Source organism: Rhizobium sp. LC145, from assembly GCF_001005825.1.
Classification (GTDB): domain Bacteria; phylum Pseudomonadota; class Alphaproteobacteria; order Rhizobiales; family Rhizobiaceae; genus Neorhizobium.
This window is the reverse complement of sequence record NZ_LBHV01000002.1, coordinates 373338-390407: the sequence shown is the minus strand read 5'-3', so window position 1 is coordinate 390407 and position 17070 is coordinate 373338. Positions and strand designations below refer to the sequence as shown.

The following is a 17070-nucleotide window of genomic DNA, read 5'->3' as shown; positions in this document are numbered from 1 at the left end:
GGCCGCAGGGAACAAACGTGACCTCAGACCGGCAAACCCGGCGGGGCAAAATGGAGGCTCACATGCGCAAGGCAACTTTGTTCGCCGGTCTCGTTGCCGGCTTCAGCACGTTCGCATTCAATGCCGCACAGGCGGTGGAAATCGAATATTGGCAATATGTCTTCGACACGCGCGTGAAGGCGATGGATCAGCTTATCGCCGAGTTCCAGAAGGCCAATCCGGATATCACCGTCAAACATGTGACCTTTCCCTATGCGGATTACCAGACGCGCGTCATCGCGGCCAATATGGCTGGCCAGGGGCCTGATGTCATGCAGCTCTTCTATGGCTGGCTCGACAAGTTCGTCGCCGGCGAATTGCTGCAGCCGCTGCCGGCCGACACCTTCCCGCACGACAAGATCGAAAGCGAGTTCTTCCCCATCGTCAGCGCCATGAAGCGCGGCGAAGATTATTACGGGCTGCCGACCGCTGTCCGCTCGCTCGCCCTCTTCTACAACAAGAAGCTCTTCACCGAGGCTGGTCTCGACCCCAACAACCCGCCGAAGACGCTCGACGAATTCGTGGCCGCAGCCGAAAAGATCGCCAAGCACGATGCCTCGGGGAACCTGACGGTCGCCGGTTCCACGCTCGACATGGGCGGCCAGGATCACCAGTGGTGGCGTGAAGTGCTGATCCGCCAATACGGCGGCACGCCCTATACCGACAACGACGAGAAGGTAAATTACGACAACGAAGCCGGCATTCAGGCCTTGAAATTCTATACCAGCCTGCAGCTCGAAAAGAAGATCGGCCAGGCGGGCTTCATGGACGAGGGCCAGGCCGCCTTCCGCGCCGGCATGGCCGGCATGACGATCGACGGCACCTTCCGGCTGGGATCGTTCAAGACGATCAAGGATTTCGAATGGGGCGTGACCGAACTGCCGGCCAATGCCGAAGGCGTGCGGTCGAACTATGCGAGCTATTTCGCAAACGCCATCAGCGCCAAGACGGAAGGCGAAGAGCTGGAAGCCTCCAAGAAGTTCCTGGCCTATCTCACCTCGCCTGAAGCGATGGATCTCTGGCTAAAAGAAGTGGGAGAGCTCCCGGCCCGCCGTTCGGCGGCCCTGACGGAAAAGAACGTTCAAGACCCGATCTACGGTCCTTTCCTGAGAGGTCTGGAATACGCGCATACGACGCTGTTCAAGGATGAAGCCGCCCAGCGCCAGAACGCCATAGACATGGCAAACCGTGTGTTGCTCGAGGGCCAGTCGGTCGAGGATTCGATCAAGCAGGCGGCCGAGGCCGAACAGGAAATCATCGACGCGGCCAAGCCGTAACGGAGGTTTCGATGACTGTGTCGGTTGAACGAAAGGGGGCGGCGCTTGCCCGCCCCGGCGGCATGCGCGCAAGCGGCTTTTCGATGCGCACGAAAAGGTTGCTCTGGGTCTGGGGGTTCCTTGCCCTGCCAATCCTCTTCTATTCCGTGATCCGCTTCTACCCGACGCTGCAGGCATTCTGGCTTTCGCTGACCAACTGGGACCTGTTGCGGCCGGCGAAGTTCATCGGATTCACCAATTACACCAAGCTCTTCAGCGATCCGCAATTCTGGAAGGTGTTTAAAAACACTTTCACATACCTGATCCTCGGCACACCGATCAGCCTGGTGCTTGCCTTCGCGATCGCCTTCTTCCTCGATCGCGTGCGGTTCCTGCATGGCTTCATCCGTGCGCTCTATTTCCTGCCTTATCTGACGACCGCCGCCGCCATGGCCTGGGTCTGGCGCTGGTTCTACCAGCCGCCGCCGATCGGCATCATCAATGACGTCTTCGGCATGCTCGGGCTCCCTCAACAGCCTTTCATCCGCTCGACGGATCAGGCACTTTATTCCATCATGGTCACGGCCATCTGGGCCGGACTCGGCTTCCAGATCATCATCTTCATGGCCGGATTGCGCGCCATATCGACGACATTCTACGAAGCGGCCCGCATCGATGGACTCGGCGAATGGGCGATCCTTCGCAAGATCACTTTGCCGCTTCTCAAACCCACGACGGTCTTCCTAGTGGTCTTCTCGTCCATCGGCTTCCTGCGCATCTTCGACCAGGTCTACAACATGACCACCAACGACCCGGGCGGGCCGCTCGGGTCGACCAAGCCATTGGTTCTGATGATCTACCAGACTGCCTTCAATTCATATGCGATGGGGTATGCGGCGGCGCAGACGGTGGTGCTCTTCACCATCCTGCTGATCGTCTCGCTCCTGCAACTCTGGATCCTGAGGGAAAAGAAATGAGCGAAGCACCAGCCCTCCATCGCCCGAACATCCGCCCCGGCACGATCGTCACCTGGACTCTTCTGTTCATCGGCGGGCTCATCATGATCTCGCCCTTGCTCTTCATGTTCTCCACGTCGCTGAAGACTGCCGACCAGGTTTACGACCTGCGCCTCATTCCAGCCGCGCCGACGCTTGCAAATTATGTCGCGGTTCTTGCGGATGGACGCTTCCTGCGCTGGTTCTTCAACTCGACGCTGATCGCCATCATCGTGACGCTGTCGAACTGCTTCTTCGATAGCCTGGTCGGCTACACGCTTGCGAAGTTCGAGTTCCGCGGCCGCTACTTCATCTTTCTCGCCATCCTCTCGACGCTTATGATCCCGACGGAAATGCTGGTCATCCCGTGGTATCTGATGTCCAGCCAGCTCGGCTGGCTCGACAGCTATTGGGGCATCATGTTCCCGGGCATGATGACCGCTTTCGGCACCTTTCTGATGAAGCAGTTCTTCGAAACCGTCCCGAACGATTTCATCGAAGCGGCTCGCGTCGACGGCCTCAACGAATTCCAGATCTGGTGGAAGGTGGCCCTGCCGCTGGTCACACCCGCACTATCGGCGCTCGCGATCTTCACCTTCCTCGGCAACTGGACGGCCTTCTTCTGGCCGCTGATCGTCACGACCAGCAAGGAACTCTACACGCTGCCGGTCGGGCTTTCGAGCTTCGCCGTCGAGCAGTCCATCCAGTGGGAAATGATCATGACCGGCGCGGCGATCGCCACCATTCCCACGCTTCTCGTCTTCATCGTCCTGCAGCGTTACATCGTCCGCGGTGTCATGCTGGCGGGCCTGAAAGGATAGTGCCATGGCGGACCCGCGCCTTTCCGATACCAGTAAATTTCCCGATCCGATCTACAAGGAAACCGTGCTCAAGCCGCTCTTCGACGGCGCCAAGAGCCATCATGTGGATGGATTCCGCAGGATCGACCGCGCACATCTGGTAATGCTGGTCGAGACCGGCATCCTCGACAAGGAGCTTGCGGCCAAGATCGCCAATGCGCTGGAAGCCATCGACCGGGAAATCGATCCTTCAACGCTCGTTTATACCGGCGAGGTCGAAGACTTCTTCTTCCTGATCGAGAAGGAGCTGAGGGCGCGGATCGGAGTCGATATCGCCGGCCGTCTGCACACCGCCCGCTCGCGCAACGATATCGATCACACGCTCTTCAAGCTCGGCCTGAAGGAGAAGATCGATGCGCTGATGGAAAAGGCAAGGCTGCTGCTCGCCACCATGATCGACGCTGCCGAACGGGAGAAGTCCACCCTCATCGTCGCCTATACGCATGGACAGCCGGCCCAGCCGACGACCTTCGGCCACTATCTCTCTGCTGCGATCGAGGTGCTGATCCGGGACATCGAGCGCTTCGCGGATGCGCGACGGATCGTCGATCTTTCGCCCATGGGCGCTGCTGCGATCACCACGTCCGGCTTTCCGATCGATCGCGCACGCGTCGCGGAACTGCTCGGCTTTTCCGCACCGCTTCGCAACTCCTATTCCTGCATCGCGGCCGTCGATTACACGACCGCGACCTATTCAGCGATCGAACTGATGTTCCTGCATCTGGGGCGCCTCATCCAGGATTTCCAGTTCTGGACAAGCTTCGAGGTGGGCCAGATCTACGTGCCGAACGCGCTGGTGCAGATCTCATCGATCATGCCGCAGAAGCGCAACCCGGTACCGATCGAGCACTTGCGCCATCTCGCAAGCCAGACATTCGGCCGGGCGCGCACCATGCTGGACGTGATGCACAACACGCCCTTCACGGACATGAACGACAGCGAGGGCGAGACGCAAGGCATGGGCTATGAAGCCTTCGCTTCCGCCTCGCGGGTGCTCGACCTGCTTACGGCCCTCATCGCCCAGATCCGGATCGATCCGGAGCGCGTCGAGAGTAACATCCGCCGCTCCTGCATCACGATTACGGAATTAGCCGACTCGCTGGTGCGGATCGAGGGCCTGTCCTTCCGCGAAGCGCACGAGATCGCCGCGGCGACGGCAAAGAGCGTCGTCGCTGCCAAGGGCAGCCTGACCGATGACGGTTACGAGCCCTTCCTCAAGGCTTTCGAGCATCTGGCCGGTCGCAAGCCTTCTGTCGATTTCCAGAAGTTCAAGGAGATCGTTTCACCCGAGCATTTCGTCGCCGTGCGCGGGCGCTTCGGCGGGCCGGCGCCGGAGCCGATGACCGAGGCCATCACCGCCTATCGCGAAAAGCTTGGAGCTTTCGAGGCCGACGCAAGGCAGGCTGCCGATCACGAAGCCGCCGCCGCCGCGGAGCTGAAAGAAAAGTTCACCGCCCTGGGAGCCCGCTGATGGCGACGATAGAACTCGACAAGATCGTGAAGCGCTACGGCAAGATCGAAGCGGTCAAGGGTATAGACCTCTCGATCGCAGACGGGGAATTCGTCGTCTTCGTCGGCCCTTCCGGCTGCGGCAAATCCACGACGCTGCGCATGATCGCAGGGCTGGAGGAAATCTCCGACGGCACGCTCAAAATCGGCGAGGACGTCGTCAACGAGCGCGAACCGAAACAGCGCAACATCGCCATGGTCTTTCAGAACTATGCGATCTACCCGCATATGAGCGTGCGCCAGAACATCGGCTTCGGGCTCTATACCTCAAAGCTCAGCAAGGCGGAAAAGGACAAGAGGATCGAAGACGCCGGCAAGATTCTCGGCCTCGAAGCGCTGCTCGACCGCCGCCCGGCGGCACTTTCCGGCGGCCAGCGCCAGCGCGTCGCGATCGGCCGCGCCATGGTTCGTGATCCGGCAGCCTTCCTCTTCGACGAACCGCTTTCCAACCTCGATGCCCAGCTCCGCTCGCAGATGCGCATCGAGATCAAGCGCTTGCACCAGCGGCTCAAAACCACGACTGTCTATGTCACCCACGACCAGATCGAGGCGATGACCATGGCCGACCGGATCGTCGTTATGAAGGACGGCAATATCCTGCAGGTCGGCACGCCGTCGGAACTCTACGAAAACCCTGTCGATGTCTTCACCGCCCGCTTCATCGGAAGCCCGTCGATGAACCTCGTGGCCGGGCAGCGGACCGGTGCTGGCGTCAGTCTGGTCGCGTCCGGCGATCTTCTGATCGGCGTCCGTCCGCATGATCTGCTCGCCCGGCCCACGCCGGCAGGCGGAAACGGTTTCAGCCTGACCGGCAGGGTGACGGCCGTCGAACCTCTCGGCCCGGAAACACTGGTGCACCTGGATACCGCGGGCACTTCCGTGATCGCGACGGCGCGGGACAAGTTCGTCCCGGAAGTGGGACGTCAACTTAGCTGCGAAGCGGCGACGGGTAGCCTTTATCTCTTCGATGCCGGAACCGAGAAATTCCTGGGCCGTTCATGATGACCCCGACAAACGATGCTTCCGCAGTGCTCTGCATAGGGCGGATTTACTGCGACCTGATCTTCACTGGCCTTGGCGGGTTTCCTCAGCTTGGCAGGGAAGTGTTCGCCGAGGGCATGGAAATCGCGGCCGGCGGCGGGGCCTTCATCGCAGCCGCGCATTTCGTTCATGCCGGTCGCCGGACCGCGTTGGTAGCTAGGCTCGGTACTGATCCACTCTCGGCCGAGGTGGAGACCCAGATACGGGCGAGCGGCGCCGATCTACGTTTCATCGAGCATTCCGCGGAAGCCGGCCCTCAGGTGACGGTCGCATCCGTTGTGGGTGAGGAGCGTGCTTTTCTGACGCGCCGGGCTGGCGGCGCCAAGCCCTCCACGCTGGACGAAAGCCTGTCCTGGGATGAGGCCTGCCATCTCCATATCGCCGAATACGCCACGCTGCACGAGATCCCGGAACTCGTTTCGCTTGCCAAAGCGAAGGGATTGACAGTTTCCCTTGACCCGAGCTGGGATGAGAAACTGATCCGTGATCCCGGCCTGTTTGACGCCTGCAAAGGCGTCGATATCTTCCTGCCCAATCTGGAGGAAGCGGAAGCCATGACCGGCCGGCGTGATCCCGAGGCGGCTCTGGAAAATCTCAGCCGGGCCTTTCCGCTGGTCGCGCTGAAGGGCGGCGCCGACGGTGCATGGCTGAAATTCGGCGAGCGCGTCCTACACGTCCCCGCCCAAAAAGTGCCGGTGGTGGACACGACCGGCGCGGGCGATGCATTCAACGCGGGCTTTATCGATGCCTGGCTGCGGCGCGCGCCGGAAGAACAGTGGCTGGAGGCAGGAATCCGTGCCGCCAGCCTTGCCATCCAGGCGCCGGGCGGCGCAACGGTGTTCTCGCGTGCCGTGTCCCAGGTTAGGGGTGCTTGACGCCCTGTGGCCTGCCAGCCATCGCATCAATAACGAGTTCAAGCGATTGCCTCGTGTCCAGCATGAAGGCTTCCGCGAACGCCATCATCAACGGGCCGACACCCTTGGAATCGTCGGCGACGACCGGCTCGGTCAGATAGTAGGCGGGCGTTCCGTCGCGATAGGGCCCCGATACGGTCCCCAAACCTGCGACCTGGCAGATGCCAGTAAAGCGAACACCGCCACCCTGCCGGACAAGGCGCGTGCCGATCAGGGCATTGAGGCCTCGTTCACCCGCAAGTCGAAGGGCATCGGTCTCGTTTCCTTCCGCCAGTCCGGTACGCACGGCGCGCAGGAAGGCGTAGACGAGCATGGCCGAGGCGGAGCTTTCCTCGTAGTTTCCAACAAGATCCGGAGGAGCATCCATCACCTGCGGCCAAAGACCGGAAGAAGCCTGACGCTCCGCAAGCGCCAGCAGGATGGCACGGGCGCGGATCCGAAGAGGCCTTGTCGCGCCGTCTTCCGGCAACAGGGCCAGCGCATCGACCAGAGCCATGGCGAGCCAGCCCATGGCTCGTCCCCATACGGCCGGGGATTTGCCAGTGGCGGGATCCGACCAGCGCTGTCTGCGGCTTTCGTCATAGCCATGCACATGCAATCCGCCTGCCGTCGAAGTCAGTGCAAGGGCAGTGGAAAACTGCGACAGCGCATCGGCGATGCGTGACATCTCGCCGGTAGCCCGCGCATACTCAATCTGAAAGGGCAAAGCCATATAGAGGCCATCCAGCCACACCTGATGCGGATAGCGCTTCTTGTGCCAATAATTGCCCGAGAGGATGCGGGGGTGCCTGTCGAGCTGCCCGACAAGGTGACGCGCCGCCGCCATATAGCGCGGATCGCCCGTTTCCTTCGTAAGGGGAAAGAGGATGCGCCCGGAAAGGATATTGTCGATATTGAACTCCTCCGGATCATAGCCGGCAAGCTTTCCATCCCGGCCGATCTGTGCCGAACTCAGCCGCAGGAGATGTTCGCGCCAGCGCGCATCGCCGGTCGCTTCGTGCAGGAGATCGAGGCCGCGATAGATGCAGCCATCCTCGTAACACCAGACGCCGCCCTTGTAGGGCTCGTAGTTGCGGCAAAACTGGTCGAAATAATCGATAGGGTTCATGGGGCGCGCACTCATGCGAGAGGAAGGCTGACGGAGCCTGGGGCGAGAAGAGCCGGATCATCGCAGTCGACGTCCGCCTGCTCCGCGACAATGGTCTCGTGGCGCATCGGGCGGACGCGATCTGCCATGATCGGCGGCGTCGGTTCGGCATCCGGGTTCAGGGAAAGGATGCGCAGGCCACGAATGCGGATATTCCGGATAGGGGATTCCGGCAGTCCGAGGAAAGCGCCCGCCGCGTGCGAAAGGCCGTGTATATCCACATCCTCCACGGTGACGCCGTCGATCAACGGCGTGCCGGGCCCGATCGAAGCGGGTAGCCGCGACTGGACCCATTCGTCGTGCCCGTCTGCATCGCAATGGTAGTGGGCGTTCGCGGAAAGCGCGGTATGAACGCCATCCATCCGCACCCGGCGCATGGAGATGCCGGTAATCGCCCCGCCTCTTCCCCTGCGGGTTTTGAGCCTCAAACCGCGATCGGTGCCGATCATTTCGCAATCCTCGATGGTGACATCGTGAACGCCGCCTGACATTTCCGAACCGATGACCAGCCCACCATGACCGCGCTCCATCAGGCAATGGCGCACATGCACCCCTCGCGTTTCGGCAAGATGATCCACCTCGCCGTTCGCATCGCGCTTGCCCGCCTTGATCGCGATGCAATCGTCTCCGACCGAAAAACGTACGCCTTCGATGCGGACATCCCGGCAGCTTTCCGGGTTGAAGCCGTCCGTGTTTGGGCTGTCATGCGGGGCCGCAATGGTAAGGCCAGCGGCGACAACGTTCCGGCAGCCTTGCGGATGGATCGTCCAGGACGGCGCGTTGCGGATCGTGAAACCGAGGAGCGTCACATCCGAGCAGCCGATGAGATGGAGGCCACGCGGCCGGCGCGCGCCCTCGCGCGTTTCCTTCGGCCAACTCCACCAATCGCCGCGGTCACCCGATCCGTCGATCGCCCCCCTCCCCTCGATGACGAGCCGCTCGGCGCGGACGGCATGTACGGGTGCTGCAAAGCAGGCCGCAGGCAATCCCTCCCAACTACCGAGCATCGAGCCGGACGCGTCGCGCGCCGGCAGGATCGGCCAGCCAGTGCGCAGTGAGGGCGCGCGCAGCACCGCTCCTGCGGCAAGGTGAAGCGTGATGTCGCTGCCAAGTGCTATCGGAAAGGCGGTCCAGAGGCCCGGGCCAAGACGGAGGGTCCCGCCCTGGGGTACGGCCGCAAGAACCGAGGCAAACGCCACAGCGTTATTCCTCGCCGCCTCCATATCGTCCAGCGAGATATCCGCAACCAGGCCATGATCCGCTGCCTCGACCAGGCCTGCGCAGGGCCGCGTGGCAAGTTCGAGCGGGGCGAAACCTTCCGTCTCGAAGCGGTAGCGCCTTGCCGGCGCCAGCCCTTCGAGCAGGATCACCGCCAGATCGGTGCGCCCCTCGCGCGCAGCCTCGTCATGCCCGATCGGCGAAAGCCGCCAAGCCACGGCAGCGGGCAAGCGGTAGCATGCGCCGGGCATGCCGAGGCGCAGGGCCGCGATCCGCGCCGAGATCGCAACGAGGGTCGGTCGGTTCATTGGTCTGTCTCATGTCAAGGCCTGCCACCCCGTCGTGGAGCGGCAGGCGGATGGGCTCGTCAGTCGAACTTGGCGAGTACGTCGTTCACGGTATCGATGATCTGCTCGGCGGCACCGTCCGCATCGATCTGTCCATAGGCATATTCCTCAAGCGTATCGATGAAGGCGCCACGGATTTCCGGATGCTCGTTGAACGGCGAGACGACCGGCCCGCTCGAAGCCATGACGATCTTGTTTGCCCGCACTTCCGGCTTGTCGCTGTCACCCAGACGCTCGAGCGCGGCCTTGGATGTGGGAATTCCGCGCGACGTGCCGAGCGCGTCGATCCCTTCGGGCTCGTTGAGCAGGCAGTTCAGGATCTCGGCAGCAGCCTCGGGGTCCTTCGAATGCTTGGAGATGGAGAAGACCATCGAGGGCTTGCGATAGACGCCGTCCGTCACAGCACCGGCCAGCTTCAGCATCGGCACGGGTTCCAGCACCTGCCCCTCCTTCAGAGGGTCGGCATATTTCGAATAGGTCGAATCCCATTCATAGGAACCTGCGATCCTGCCTTCCGCCCAAGCGGGCTTTTCGAACAGGTTCACATTGCCGTCGGCAGCTTCTTCCTTCTGCGACCGGATCGCGCCGGATTCCACGAGCTTGCCGAGAAAATTGATGCCCTGGGCGAGTTCTTCCGGTGTCCAGGCCACGCGGTTGGTCGCCGGGTCCACCATGTCCTTGCCGGTTGCCTGGGTGACCGCGAGGATGGTGACCAGATGCGCGGTCTCCTTCACCGCGTTGAAGGTGTAATGGTCGGAGCCGAGCTTTTCCTTGATCGCTTTGGTGGCGGTGAAAAACTCATCCCAATTGGTGGGGATCGCAACGCCGGCCTTATCGAAGGTCGTCTTGTTGAAGAAGAAGACGCGGCCGGTGGTGGAGACAGGTAGGCCCTGCAGCACGCCGTTCATCGAGCCCGCGGCAAGATCGGCATCCGTCCAGTTGGCGAGATCGAGCCCTTTCAGCGTCCGCAGGTCGGCAAAACCGTTTCCATTTTTGGAAAAGAGCGGCAGCCAGGGCCAGTTGACCTGCATGATATCGGCTTCGGTCATGCCGGCCATCTGGGTCGTCAGCTTCTCCAGATAGCCGTCGAAACCGGTAAACTCCCCTTTCACCGTATGGCCATGCTTGACGCCGCAGGCCTCGGCCGCCTTTTGGGTGGCAACATGGCGGCTTTCCCCACCCCACCAGGCCATGCGAAGTTCGGCTGCCTGGACTGCCGTCGAGAGCGCGAGGGTCGTCACGGCGGCGCTTGCGAGAGCCGCCAGCATATATCGGGTTTTCATTGTCTTCCTCCTCTTCAGCCTATGCCGCAAGCCTGCCTCCCAGCAGAGAAACATTGCGGCCGTTGGATTTGTCGAAAATGTGCAGCATCGCCGGATCAGGACGCAGGCGGATCAGTTCGGAGCCGCCGAGCGCCTCGAACTCCCCGGCGCTGACCACACTCACCAGTTTGCGCCCCTCGAGATCGGCGTGGAGATAGACCTCGTGGCCCATGAATTCGGCATTGGAGAGCCGCGCGGTGAGCGCCGGCGCCTCGCGGACAAGCGAAAGATGCTGCGGGCGGACGCCAAGCACGGCCTGACCGGGCAGCGTGGAAAGACGGCTCGTCACATGGGCGCCAAGCGCCAGGCGCTGACTGCCGATCACAAATTCCTCTCCTTCCAGCGCTCCATCCAGCAGGTTCATCTCGGGCGTGCCGATGAAACCGGCCACGAAAAGATTGGCCGGATGGTTGTAGAGCTCCTTCGGGGTGGCCACCTGCATGATCTCGCCCGCCTGCATGACGCAGATACGGTCGCCCATGGTCATCGCCTCGATCTGGTCGTGGGTGACGTAGATCACGGTGGAGGAAAGACCCTCGGCTTTCAGCCTCCGGTGGAGTTCGGTGATCCTGACACGCATGGAAGCGCGCAGCTTCGCATCGAGGTTCGAGAGCGGCTCGTCGAAGAGAAACACTTCCGGCTTCTTGATGAGGGCACGACCGAGCGCCACGCGTTGCGCCTGTCCGCCCGAAAGCTGCTTCGGCAGCCGGTCGAGCAGCGTTTCGATCTCCAAGATCTTCGCGACCTGCTCAATCGCCGCATCGATCTCGGCGCGTGGGCGGCCCGCTATCTTCAGCCCGAAAGCGAGGTTTCCACGCACCTTCATATGCGGATAGAGCGCATAATTCTGGAAGACCATGGCGATTGAGCGCTTGCCGGGCGGCAGGTCGTTGACCCGCCTCTCGCCGATCTGGATTTCGCCGCCGGTGATCTCTTCCAGGCCCGCGACCATGCGCAAGGTGGTGGATTTCGCGCAGCCGGAGGGTCCGACCAGGACCATGAACTCGCCGTCCTCGATATCGAGGTCGATGCCATGGACAGCCTTGAAGCTGCCGTAGACCTTTTCCAGTTTTTTCAGTTGAACGCGTGCCATGTCAGCCTTTGACTCCCCCCGCAGAGATGCCTTCGATAAAATACCGTTGCGCCGCGAAGAACACGATCAGCGCAGGGGTGATCGTCAGGACCGACATCGCCAGGATGCGGTTCCACTCGAAGGCTTCGGTGGTGTCGATTGAGAGCTTGAGCGCCAGGCTCACCGGATATTTGTCGACCGATGAGAGATAGATCAGCGGTCCGAGGAAGTCGTTCATCGTCCACATGAATTGGAAGAGACAGACCGAGATCAGCGCGGGCGCCAGCATTGGCACGACGATATAGACGAGCGTCTGCAGACTGTTGGCGCCGTCGACGCGCGCCGCCTCCTCCATGTCCCTCGGCAGCGAGCGCAGAAATTGCACCAGCATGAAGACGAAGAAGGCATCGCCTGCCATTGCCGAGGGCACCCAGAGCGGCAGGAAGCTGTCGAGCCAACCGAGGTCGCGGAAGAGGATGTATTGCGGAATGCGCGTCACCACGTTCGGCAGCAGCAGGATGGCGATGACCGAGACGAAGAAGATCTTCTTCAACGGGAATTCGAACCGGGCAAAGGCATAGGCCGCCATGGTGCAGGAAATCGCCGTGCCGATCACCTTGGGCAGGATGATGAGAAACGAATTCCAGAAGAAGCGCCCGAAAGTATAGGGTGTCGAGGTCTGCCAGCCCTTGATGTAACCATCCAGTGTCGGGCTTTCAGGGAGAAACCCCGCGCCGGCGAATATCTCCGAATTCGTCTTGAAGCTCGCACCGATCAGCCAGATCAGCGGATAGAGCATCACCAGCCCGACGGAGAACAGCAACACGTAACGGACGGTCGCGGATATAAGGCCGATCTTTACGCGACGGGCGGCCTGCACATCCTCGAGAACCTGCGTGTCTGTGAGTGTTTGAGAGTTTGCCATGGCTCAGCTCCGCTTGTCGCCGGCGTAGTAGACCCACTTCTTCGATGACCAGAAGGCGACCAGGGTCAGGCCCATGATGATGACGAAGAGCACCCAGGCGATCGCCGAGGCATAGCCCATGTTGAACTTCTTGAACGCCTCGTCGTAGATGTAGAGGGGTAGGAGATAGGTGGATTTCAGCGGGCCGCCCTGGGTGATGATGTAGGGACCGTTGAACTCCTGGAATGCCTGGACCATCTGCATGATGAGGTTGAAGAAGATCACCGGCGTCAGCAGCGGCAGGGTGATGAAGATGAAGGTGCGAACCTTGCCCGCCCCATCGATCGCGGCGGCCTCGTAAAGCGACTTGTCGATGGATTGCAGCGCGGCGAGGAAGATCACCATTGCCGAGCCGAACTGCCAGCAGCGCAATAGAGTGATGGTGAAGAGCGCATTGGTCGGATCGCCGAACCAATCGACCGGCGCAAGGCCGACCGTGCCGAGCGCCATGTTCGCTAGCCCCTCGCTGGCGAAGATATAGCGCCACAGAACGGCGATCGCGATGGAACCGCCGAGGATCGACGGCACATAGAAGGCGGTGCGGAAGAAGTTGATAAACTTCAGCTTGTAGTTGAGGATCGCAGCGATGAAGAGGGCAAAAGCAAGCTTCAGCGGAACGGTGATGAAGACGTAGAGCAGCGTGACGTTCAGAGATTTCAGGAACGTCCGGTCGCGCGTAAACAGCCTTTCGTAATTGGCAAGACCCGACCATTTCGGACTGCTCATCAGATCATAGCTCGTGAAGCTGAGATAAAGCGACGTGAGGAACGGCATGGCCGTGAAGACCACGAGGCCGACGATATAGGGGGCCAAATAAGCAAGCCCAAGGATGCGCTGGCCCCTCATCCGGCATCTCCCGAAAGGACCCGGAGCATAAAAATTAGAGGTTCGGTTTCGTACAAATCAGGCTCCCGTATCGGAGAAGCACAATGCGCCGGTACGCTTAGTGCCTTCACACTCCGATCTCCTCCCTTGAATTCGGCCCGCTTTTGCGGTGTCGGTGATGACATAACCGCATTTTTGGCGCAGACTGAATTAACAAAGAGGAGGAAAAAGATGGATGAAATCGAAGGCGGCATTCTATCGAGCATCCCACCCTCGGCGCTGAATTTGACCCTCACGCGCGCGACAATTCGCATGGAGCATTCGCAAACCTGGCGGATCGACAAGACGAACCCGGTGGAGGATCTGGTGATTTGTCTCGAAGGGCGCGGGCATTACCTGATCGATGGAGAGCCGAGGGTGATGGAGCCCGGCGATGCCATGCTGATCACGCGGGGACAGCGCTTCCAGGGTTGGAACGAAGGAGCCGAGACTTATATCGGGATCGCGCAGCACTTCACGCTCGACATATACGGCCGCTACGACCTGCTCGCGCAGATGGAATTACAACCGAAGATCAGGCTTAGCCGATGGAGCCTGCTCGAACCGCTTGCCCGCCACTACCGCCAGGGTGCCCCACCCTCCTCCATCACGCTCGGGCAGCACCACCTTTTCATGTATTTCCTGATCGCCTTCATCGAGGACGCCTTCATCGGCTGGCGCGGGAGCGCTGCCTATCAACCGGAGGGCGGAGATGCGCTCGACCTTGCGGTCATGAAGGCCGCCACGATGATCGCGGCCAATCCGCTCGATGTGGACATCGCCATACGCGCTGTGGAGGCCTCTCCCTACAACCATGATTACTTCTTGCGCGCGTTCCAGAAGCGCGTGGGAAGGACACCGCGGAAATACCAGGAATTCAAGCGCATGGAGCGGGCAATGCACTTTCTGGAGGGCGGGATGCCGGTTGCAGCCGCTGCCGCGGAGGTGGGTTATACCGACCCCTATTATTTCTCACGCATGTTCAAACGGAATCTGGGCCTCAGCCCGCGCGCCCACGTGAACAAGGTACGGCAAAGCCGCCATGGCGGCCTTCTGGGATTCGACGAACCGGATCAGGAACTGCGTCTGACGGGCATGGAAGATGAGCAAGGAAGAGATGCGGCCTGAGCGGCGCTCCTCCAATGAGCCGGCACATCGCCGGCCGATCCAGACGATCATGCCGGTGAGAATTAGTTGAAGTAGAAGGCGTAGCTCATGAAATTGCCTCCGAAGATCGACGTCAGCTGGTTCCAATCTCCCGAGGCCATCGTCGCGCCATTCTCCAGATAGGGCACGGCAGCAGGACCCGTGATCCATAGAACAAGATCAAAGGGCTTTGGATCGTCGAAGACCTTTGCCATGTTCACACCTTTATCGAAGCGCCAGTGCGGAACCAGAAGCCTGCCGTCGAGAACGGCTTCGAACTGCGACAGAACCTGCAGCCAAGCCTGGATCCTTTCCTCGGTGACGTCCAATGCGGGCAGAACGCCATTTTTCTGCTTCGGACCGGGCAACCATTCGTGGTCGTCGTCATCTTCGTTCGCGATCAGTGCCCATGTTTCGCGATTGAGCTCGATGACTTCCTTCAAGTGGCCGCGCACTTCGTTCCACATGACCTCGTCCACGACCGGCCACCGAATGGTATGGATAAGCGAAATGAAATCCGCGATGTCGCTGGCCTGTCCCTTCTGCAAGCCGAATATCGTCTCGTCAGAGCCGGTTGCGGCCTCGGCGTTCATTGTCGAAACCGCGCGCGGGAAGGCCAGCGCGAAGCCGCTATTCCAGCTTTCGGAAAAATCATGCGAAAGCCATGCTTTTGCAGCGGCCCTTAACAGATTGCTATAGCCCCGAAGCCATTTGGCGTCGGCCGTATCGAACCCGACGACAAACGGCAGCGGATTGCCGTTCTCGTCACGGTCGGAAACGGCACGACCGAACTGATCCTCGGGACCGAGAACGCCATCGCCGTTCCAATCAAAACGGATGACCGACAGATCAAGTTTCAACTTTGCGGGCTCGTCTCCAACGGCGGCCAAAACCTCGTCGGCCTTGTCCAGATTCCCGATGAAGGTCGACAATATCCCTCGAAACTGGTCGTAGGTAATCGGCTCCGGATCGGGATTCCAGGCAATGGCGTCGATCCTGGAACCGAAAATCAGTTCATAACCCTCGGATCGGGGCGAGAAGCCGTAGCGATAGAGCGACCGCACCAGCGTTTCGAAGGCCCGCGCGGTACGAATGAAACCAAGGCCCAAGCGGGCATCGGCACTGTCGGACGTCCTGGCGACCATCGAACTCAGCCGCTGGTCAGCTTCGCCAAGCCGTCCGCTGGCGAGATCCTCCTGCACCATTGCGGCAACATCGTTTTCATCCTGCGCAAGGACTGGCCCGCAAAAGAACGGCCAGCATGCAAGCAGGGCGGCGGCAAGAAGTTTCTTCATCTGGATACTTCCCCCCATAGGAGAAACAGACCGTCGGCAGGAAAAACCGCCACCGGCCAAATCAAGCTCCTGAAGCTCTAGCATCTGCGCAACACTGGCGCGACAAAATCTCCAGACGAGAACCTATCCTGCGGATGGCGGCCGGTAGTCCCGGCCGCTTGGTATCGTCAGGCTGCTTTCTTGCCGAGGCTCGGGCGGGTTGCGGCCGCCTTTTCCACCATGGCGGTGACTTCGGCGCGACGGGCGCCGGAGAGCGGCAGGCGCGGCATGCGGACGCGCTCGGAACCGCGGCCCATGATCTGCTCGGCAAGCTTGATCGACTGCACGAGATCATGCTCAGCATCGAGATGCAGAAGCGGCATGAACCAGCGATAGATACGGCGCGCCTCTTCCCAATCGCCTTTCTCGGCGGCGGCGACGAGCTGCACGGATTCCTGCGGGAAGGCACTGGTGAGGCCGGAGACCCAGCCCTTGGCGCCGAGCATCAGCCCTTCGAGCGCCACGTCGTCGAGGCCAGCGAATATATCGAAGCGATCGCCGAAAGCGTTGATGAGATCGGTGAAGCGGCGCGGATCGGGCGCGCTTTCCTTTACCGCCTTGATGTTCGGGACGTCTTCGAGGGCCTTCAGCACATCGACGCCGATATTGACGCGATAGGCGGGCGGGTTGTTGTAGAGCATGATCGGCAGCGAGGTCGCTTCCGCCACTGCCTTGAAATGCGCGACGAGCTCTTCCGGCTTCGGCACGTAGACCATGGCAGGCAGCACCATGAGGCCGTCGGCACCGAGTTTTTCGGCATCCCGGGCATAGGCGACGGCGCGGCGCGTATCGAGTTCCGATACACCGGTGACAACCGGCACGCGGCCGTTGACCACCTCGACGGCCGCCTTGAGGATCGTGCGCTTCTCCTCCGGATCGAGCGAATTGTTCTCGCCGCAGGTGCCCATGACGATCAGGCCGGTCACCCCGTCGTTGACGAGCGCATCCTGGACACGCTGAGTGGATTTGAGATCAACGGACATGTCTTCGTTGAACTGCGTCGTGACGGCGGGAAATACGCCGCGCCAGCCGGTGGTCATTT

General features: G+C 61.0%; 15 protein-coding genes. 7 read left to right on the top strand and 8 right to left on the bottom strand.

Features of this window, described 5'->3' with window-relative positions; translation table 11 throughout:
* Positions 1 to 50 precede the first annotated feature (50 nt).
* Genes YH62_RS06550 through YH62_RS06525 form a run of 6 tightly spaced genes read left to right on the top strand, consistent with a single transcriptional unit; the run spans position 51 to position 6575 of the window.
* Positions 51 to 1316 (top strand): extracellular solute-binding protein, encoded by a 1266-nt coding sequence (locus YH62_RS06550; RefSeq protein ID WP_082118264.1) that lies wholly within the window; start codon positions 51 to 53, stop codon positions 1314 to 1316.
* 11 nt (positions 1317 to 1327) lie between these two features.
* Positions 1328 to 2272: a sugar ABC transporter permease gene (locus YH62_RS06545; protein ID WP_170986270.1), complete on the top strand. Its 945-nt coding sequence runs from the start codon at positions 1328 to 1330 to the stop codon at positions 2270 to 2272.
* Positions 2269 to 3111, top strand: coding sequence for a carbohydrate ABC transporter permease (locus YH62_RS06540; RefSeq protein WP_046793366.1), 843 nt, complete (start codon positions 2269 to 2271; stop codon positions 3109 to 3111). The genes YH62_RS06545 and YH62_RS06540 overlap by 4 nt, the downstream gene beginning before the upstream one ends.
* A 4-nt stretch (positions 3112 to 3115) precedes the next feature.
* On the top strand, positions 3116 to 4621 hold the full coding sequence (gene argH / locus YH62_RS06535) for an argininosuccinate lyase (protein ID WP_046793365.1): 1506 nt from the start codon (positions 3116 to 3118) through the stop codon (positions 4619 to 4621).
* Positions 4621 to 5661, top strand: a complete 1041-nt coding sequence (gene ugpC / locus YH62_RS06530; RefSeq protein WP_046793364.1) for a sn-glycerol-3-phosphate ABC transporter ATP-binding protein UgpC — start codon at positions 4621 to 4623, stop codon at positions 5659 to 5661. Before argH ends, ugpC begins: the two co-directional genes overlap by 1 nt.
* A complete protein-coding gene (locus YH62_RS06525; protein ID WP_046793363.1) occupies positions 5658 to 6575 on the top strand; it encodes a PfkB family carbohydrate kinase in 918 nt (305 codons plus the stop codon). The genes ugpC and YH62_RS06525 overlap by 4 nt, the downstream gene beginning before the upstream one ends.
* Here the strand turns inward: YH62_RS06525 and YH62_RS06520 are convergent.
* Genes YH62_RS06520 through YH62_RS06495 form a run of 6 tightly spaced genes read right to left on the bottom strand, consistent with a single transcriptional unit; the run spans position 6562 to position 13530 of the window.
* Positions 6562 to 7722 (bottom strand): glycoside hydrolase family 88 protein, encoded by a 1161-nt coding sequence (locus tag YH62_RS06520; RefSeq protein ID WP_046793362.1) that lies wholly within the window; start codon positions 7720 to 7722, stop codon positions 6562 to 6564. The two genes, YH62_RS06525 and YH62_RS06520, sit on opposite strands and share 14 nt — an antisense overlap.
* A gap of 11 nt (positions 7723 to 7733) precedes the next feature.
* A complete protein-coding gene (locus tag YH62_RS06515) occupies positions 7734 to 9287 on the bottom strand; it encodes a glycoside hydrolase family 28 protein (protein WP_046793361.1) in 1554 nt (517 codons plus the stop codon).
* 59 nt (positions 9288 to 9346) lie between these two features.
* On the bottom strand, positions 9347 to 10609 hold the full coding sequence (locus YH62_RS06510) for an ABC transporter substrate-binding protein (RefSeq protein ID WP_046793360.1): 1263 nt from the start codon (positions 10607 to 10609) through the stop codon (positions 9347 to 9349).
* Positions 10610 to 10628: 19 nt separating this feature from the next.
* Positions 10629 to 11741: an ABC transporter ATP-binding protein gene (locus YH62_RS06505; RefSeq protein WP_046793359.1), complete on the bottom strand. Its 1113-nt coding sequence runs from the start codon at positions 11739 to 11741 to the stop codon at positions 10629 to 10631.
* 1 nt (position 11742) lies between these two features.
* The gene (locus YH62_RS06500; RefSeq protein WP_046793358.1) at positions 11743 to 12645 is read right to left on the bottom strand and encodes a carbohydrate ABC transporter permease; all 903 of its coding nucleotides are present in this window, start codon (positions 12643 to 12645) and stop codon (positions 11743 to 11745) included.
* 3 nt (positions 12646 to 12648) lie between these two features.
* A complete protein-coding gene (locus YH62_RS06495; protein ID WP_046793357.1) occupies positions 12649 to 13530 on the bottom strand; it encodes a sugar ABC transporter permease in 882 nt (293 codons plus the stop codon).
* Positions 13531 to 13740: 210 nt separating this feature from the next.
* Here YH62_RS06495 and YH62_RS06490 point away from each other — a divergent pair, with 210 nt between their 5' ends.
* Complete coding sequence (locus YH62_RS06490; protein WP_046793356.1) at positions 13741 to 14676, top strand: AraC family transcriptional regulator; 936 nt, start codon at positions 13741 to 13743, stop codon at positions 14674 to 14676.
* A gap of 62 nt (positions 14677 to 14738) precedes the next feature.
* On the opposite strand, the gene YH62_RS06485 is transcribed toward YH62_RS06490, so the two are convergent.
* Together YH62_RS06485 and YH62_RS06480 are read right to left on the bottom strand one after the other, a co-directional pair.
* Positions 14739 to 15989, bottom strand: a complete 1251-nt coding sequence (locus tag YH62_RS06485) for a hypothetical protein (protein WP_137326517.1) — start codon at positions 15987 to 15989, stop codon at positions 14739 to 14741.
* Positions 15990 to 16156: 167 nt separating this feature from the next.
* The gene (locus YH62_RS06480; RefSeq protein ID WP_046793354.1) at positions 16157 to 17068 is read right to left on the bottom strand and encodes a dihydrodipicolinate synthase family protein; all 912 of its coding nucleotides are present in this window, start codon (positions 17066 to 17068) and stop codon (positions 16157 to 16159) included.
* Positions 17069 to 17070: the final 2 nt, after the last annotated feature.

What these genes read in the sequence shown, in the direction of transcription:
- YH62_RS06520 (WP_046793362.1), bottom strand. Translation starts at nt 7,722, where the DNA reads ATGAACCCTATCGATTATTTCGACCAGTTTTGCCGCAACTACGAGCCC.
- YH62_RS06490 (WP_046793356.1), top strand. Translation starts at nt 13,741, where the DNA reads ATGGATGAAATCGAAGGCGGCATTCTATCGAGCATCCCACCCTCGGCG.
- argH (WP_046793365.1), top strand. Translation starts at nt 3,116, where the DNA reads ATGGCGGACCCGCGCCTTTCCGATACCAGTAAATTTCCCGATCCGATC.
- YH62_RS06480 (WP_046793354.1), bottom strand. Translation starts at nt 17,068, where the DNA reads ATGACCACCGGCTGGCGCGGCGTATTTCCCGCCGTCACGACGCAGTTC.
- YH62_RS06500 (WP_046793358.1), bottom strand. Translation starts at nt 12,645, where the DNA reads ATGGCAAACTCTCAAACACTCACAGACACGCAGGTTCTCGAGGATGTG.
- YH62_RS06515 (WP_046793361.1), bottom strand. Translation starts at nt 9,287, where the DNA reads ATGAACCGACCGACCCTCGTTGCGATCTCGGCGCGGATCGCGGCCCTG.
- YH62_RS06495 (WP_046793357.1), bottom strand. Translation starts at nt 13,530, where the DNA reads ATGAGGGGCCAGCGCATCCTTGGGCTTGCTTATTTGGCCCCCTATATC.
- YH62_RS06510 (WP_046793360.1), bottom strand. Translation starts at nt 10,609, where the DNA reads ATGAAAACCCGATATATGCTGGCGGCTCTCGCAAGCGCCGCCGTGACG.
- YH62_RS06505 (WP_046793359.1), bottom strand. Translation starts at nt 11,741, where the DNA reads ATGGCACGCGTTCAACTGAAAAAACTGGAAAAGGTCTACGGCAGCTTC.
- YH62_RS06545 (WP_170986270.1), top strand. Translation starts at nt 1,328, where the DNA reads ATGACTGTGTCGGTTGAACGAAAGGGGGCGGCGCTTGCCCGCCCCGGC.
- YH62_RS06540 (WP_046793366.1), top strand. Translation starts at nt 2,269, where the DNA reads ATGAGCGAAGCACCAGCCCTCCATCGCCCGAACATCCGCCCCGGCACG.
- YH62_RS06550 (WP_082118264.1), top strand. Translation starts at nt 51, where the DNA reads ATGGAGGCTCACATGCGCAAGGCAACTTTGTTCGCCGGTCTCGTTGCC.
- YH62_RS06525 (WP_046793363.1), top strand. Translation starts at nt 5,658, where the DNA reads ATGATGACCCCGACAAACGATGCTTCCGCAGTGCTCTGCATAGGGCGG.
- ugpC (WP_046793364.1), top strand. Translation starts at nt 4,621, where the DNA reads ATGGCGACGATAGAACTCGACAAGATCGTGAAGCGCTACGGCAAGATC.
- YH62_RS06485 (WP_137326517.1), bottom strand. Translation starts at nt 15,989, where the DNA reads ATGAAGAAACTTCTTGCCGCCGCCCTGCTTGCATGCTGGCCGTTCTTT.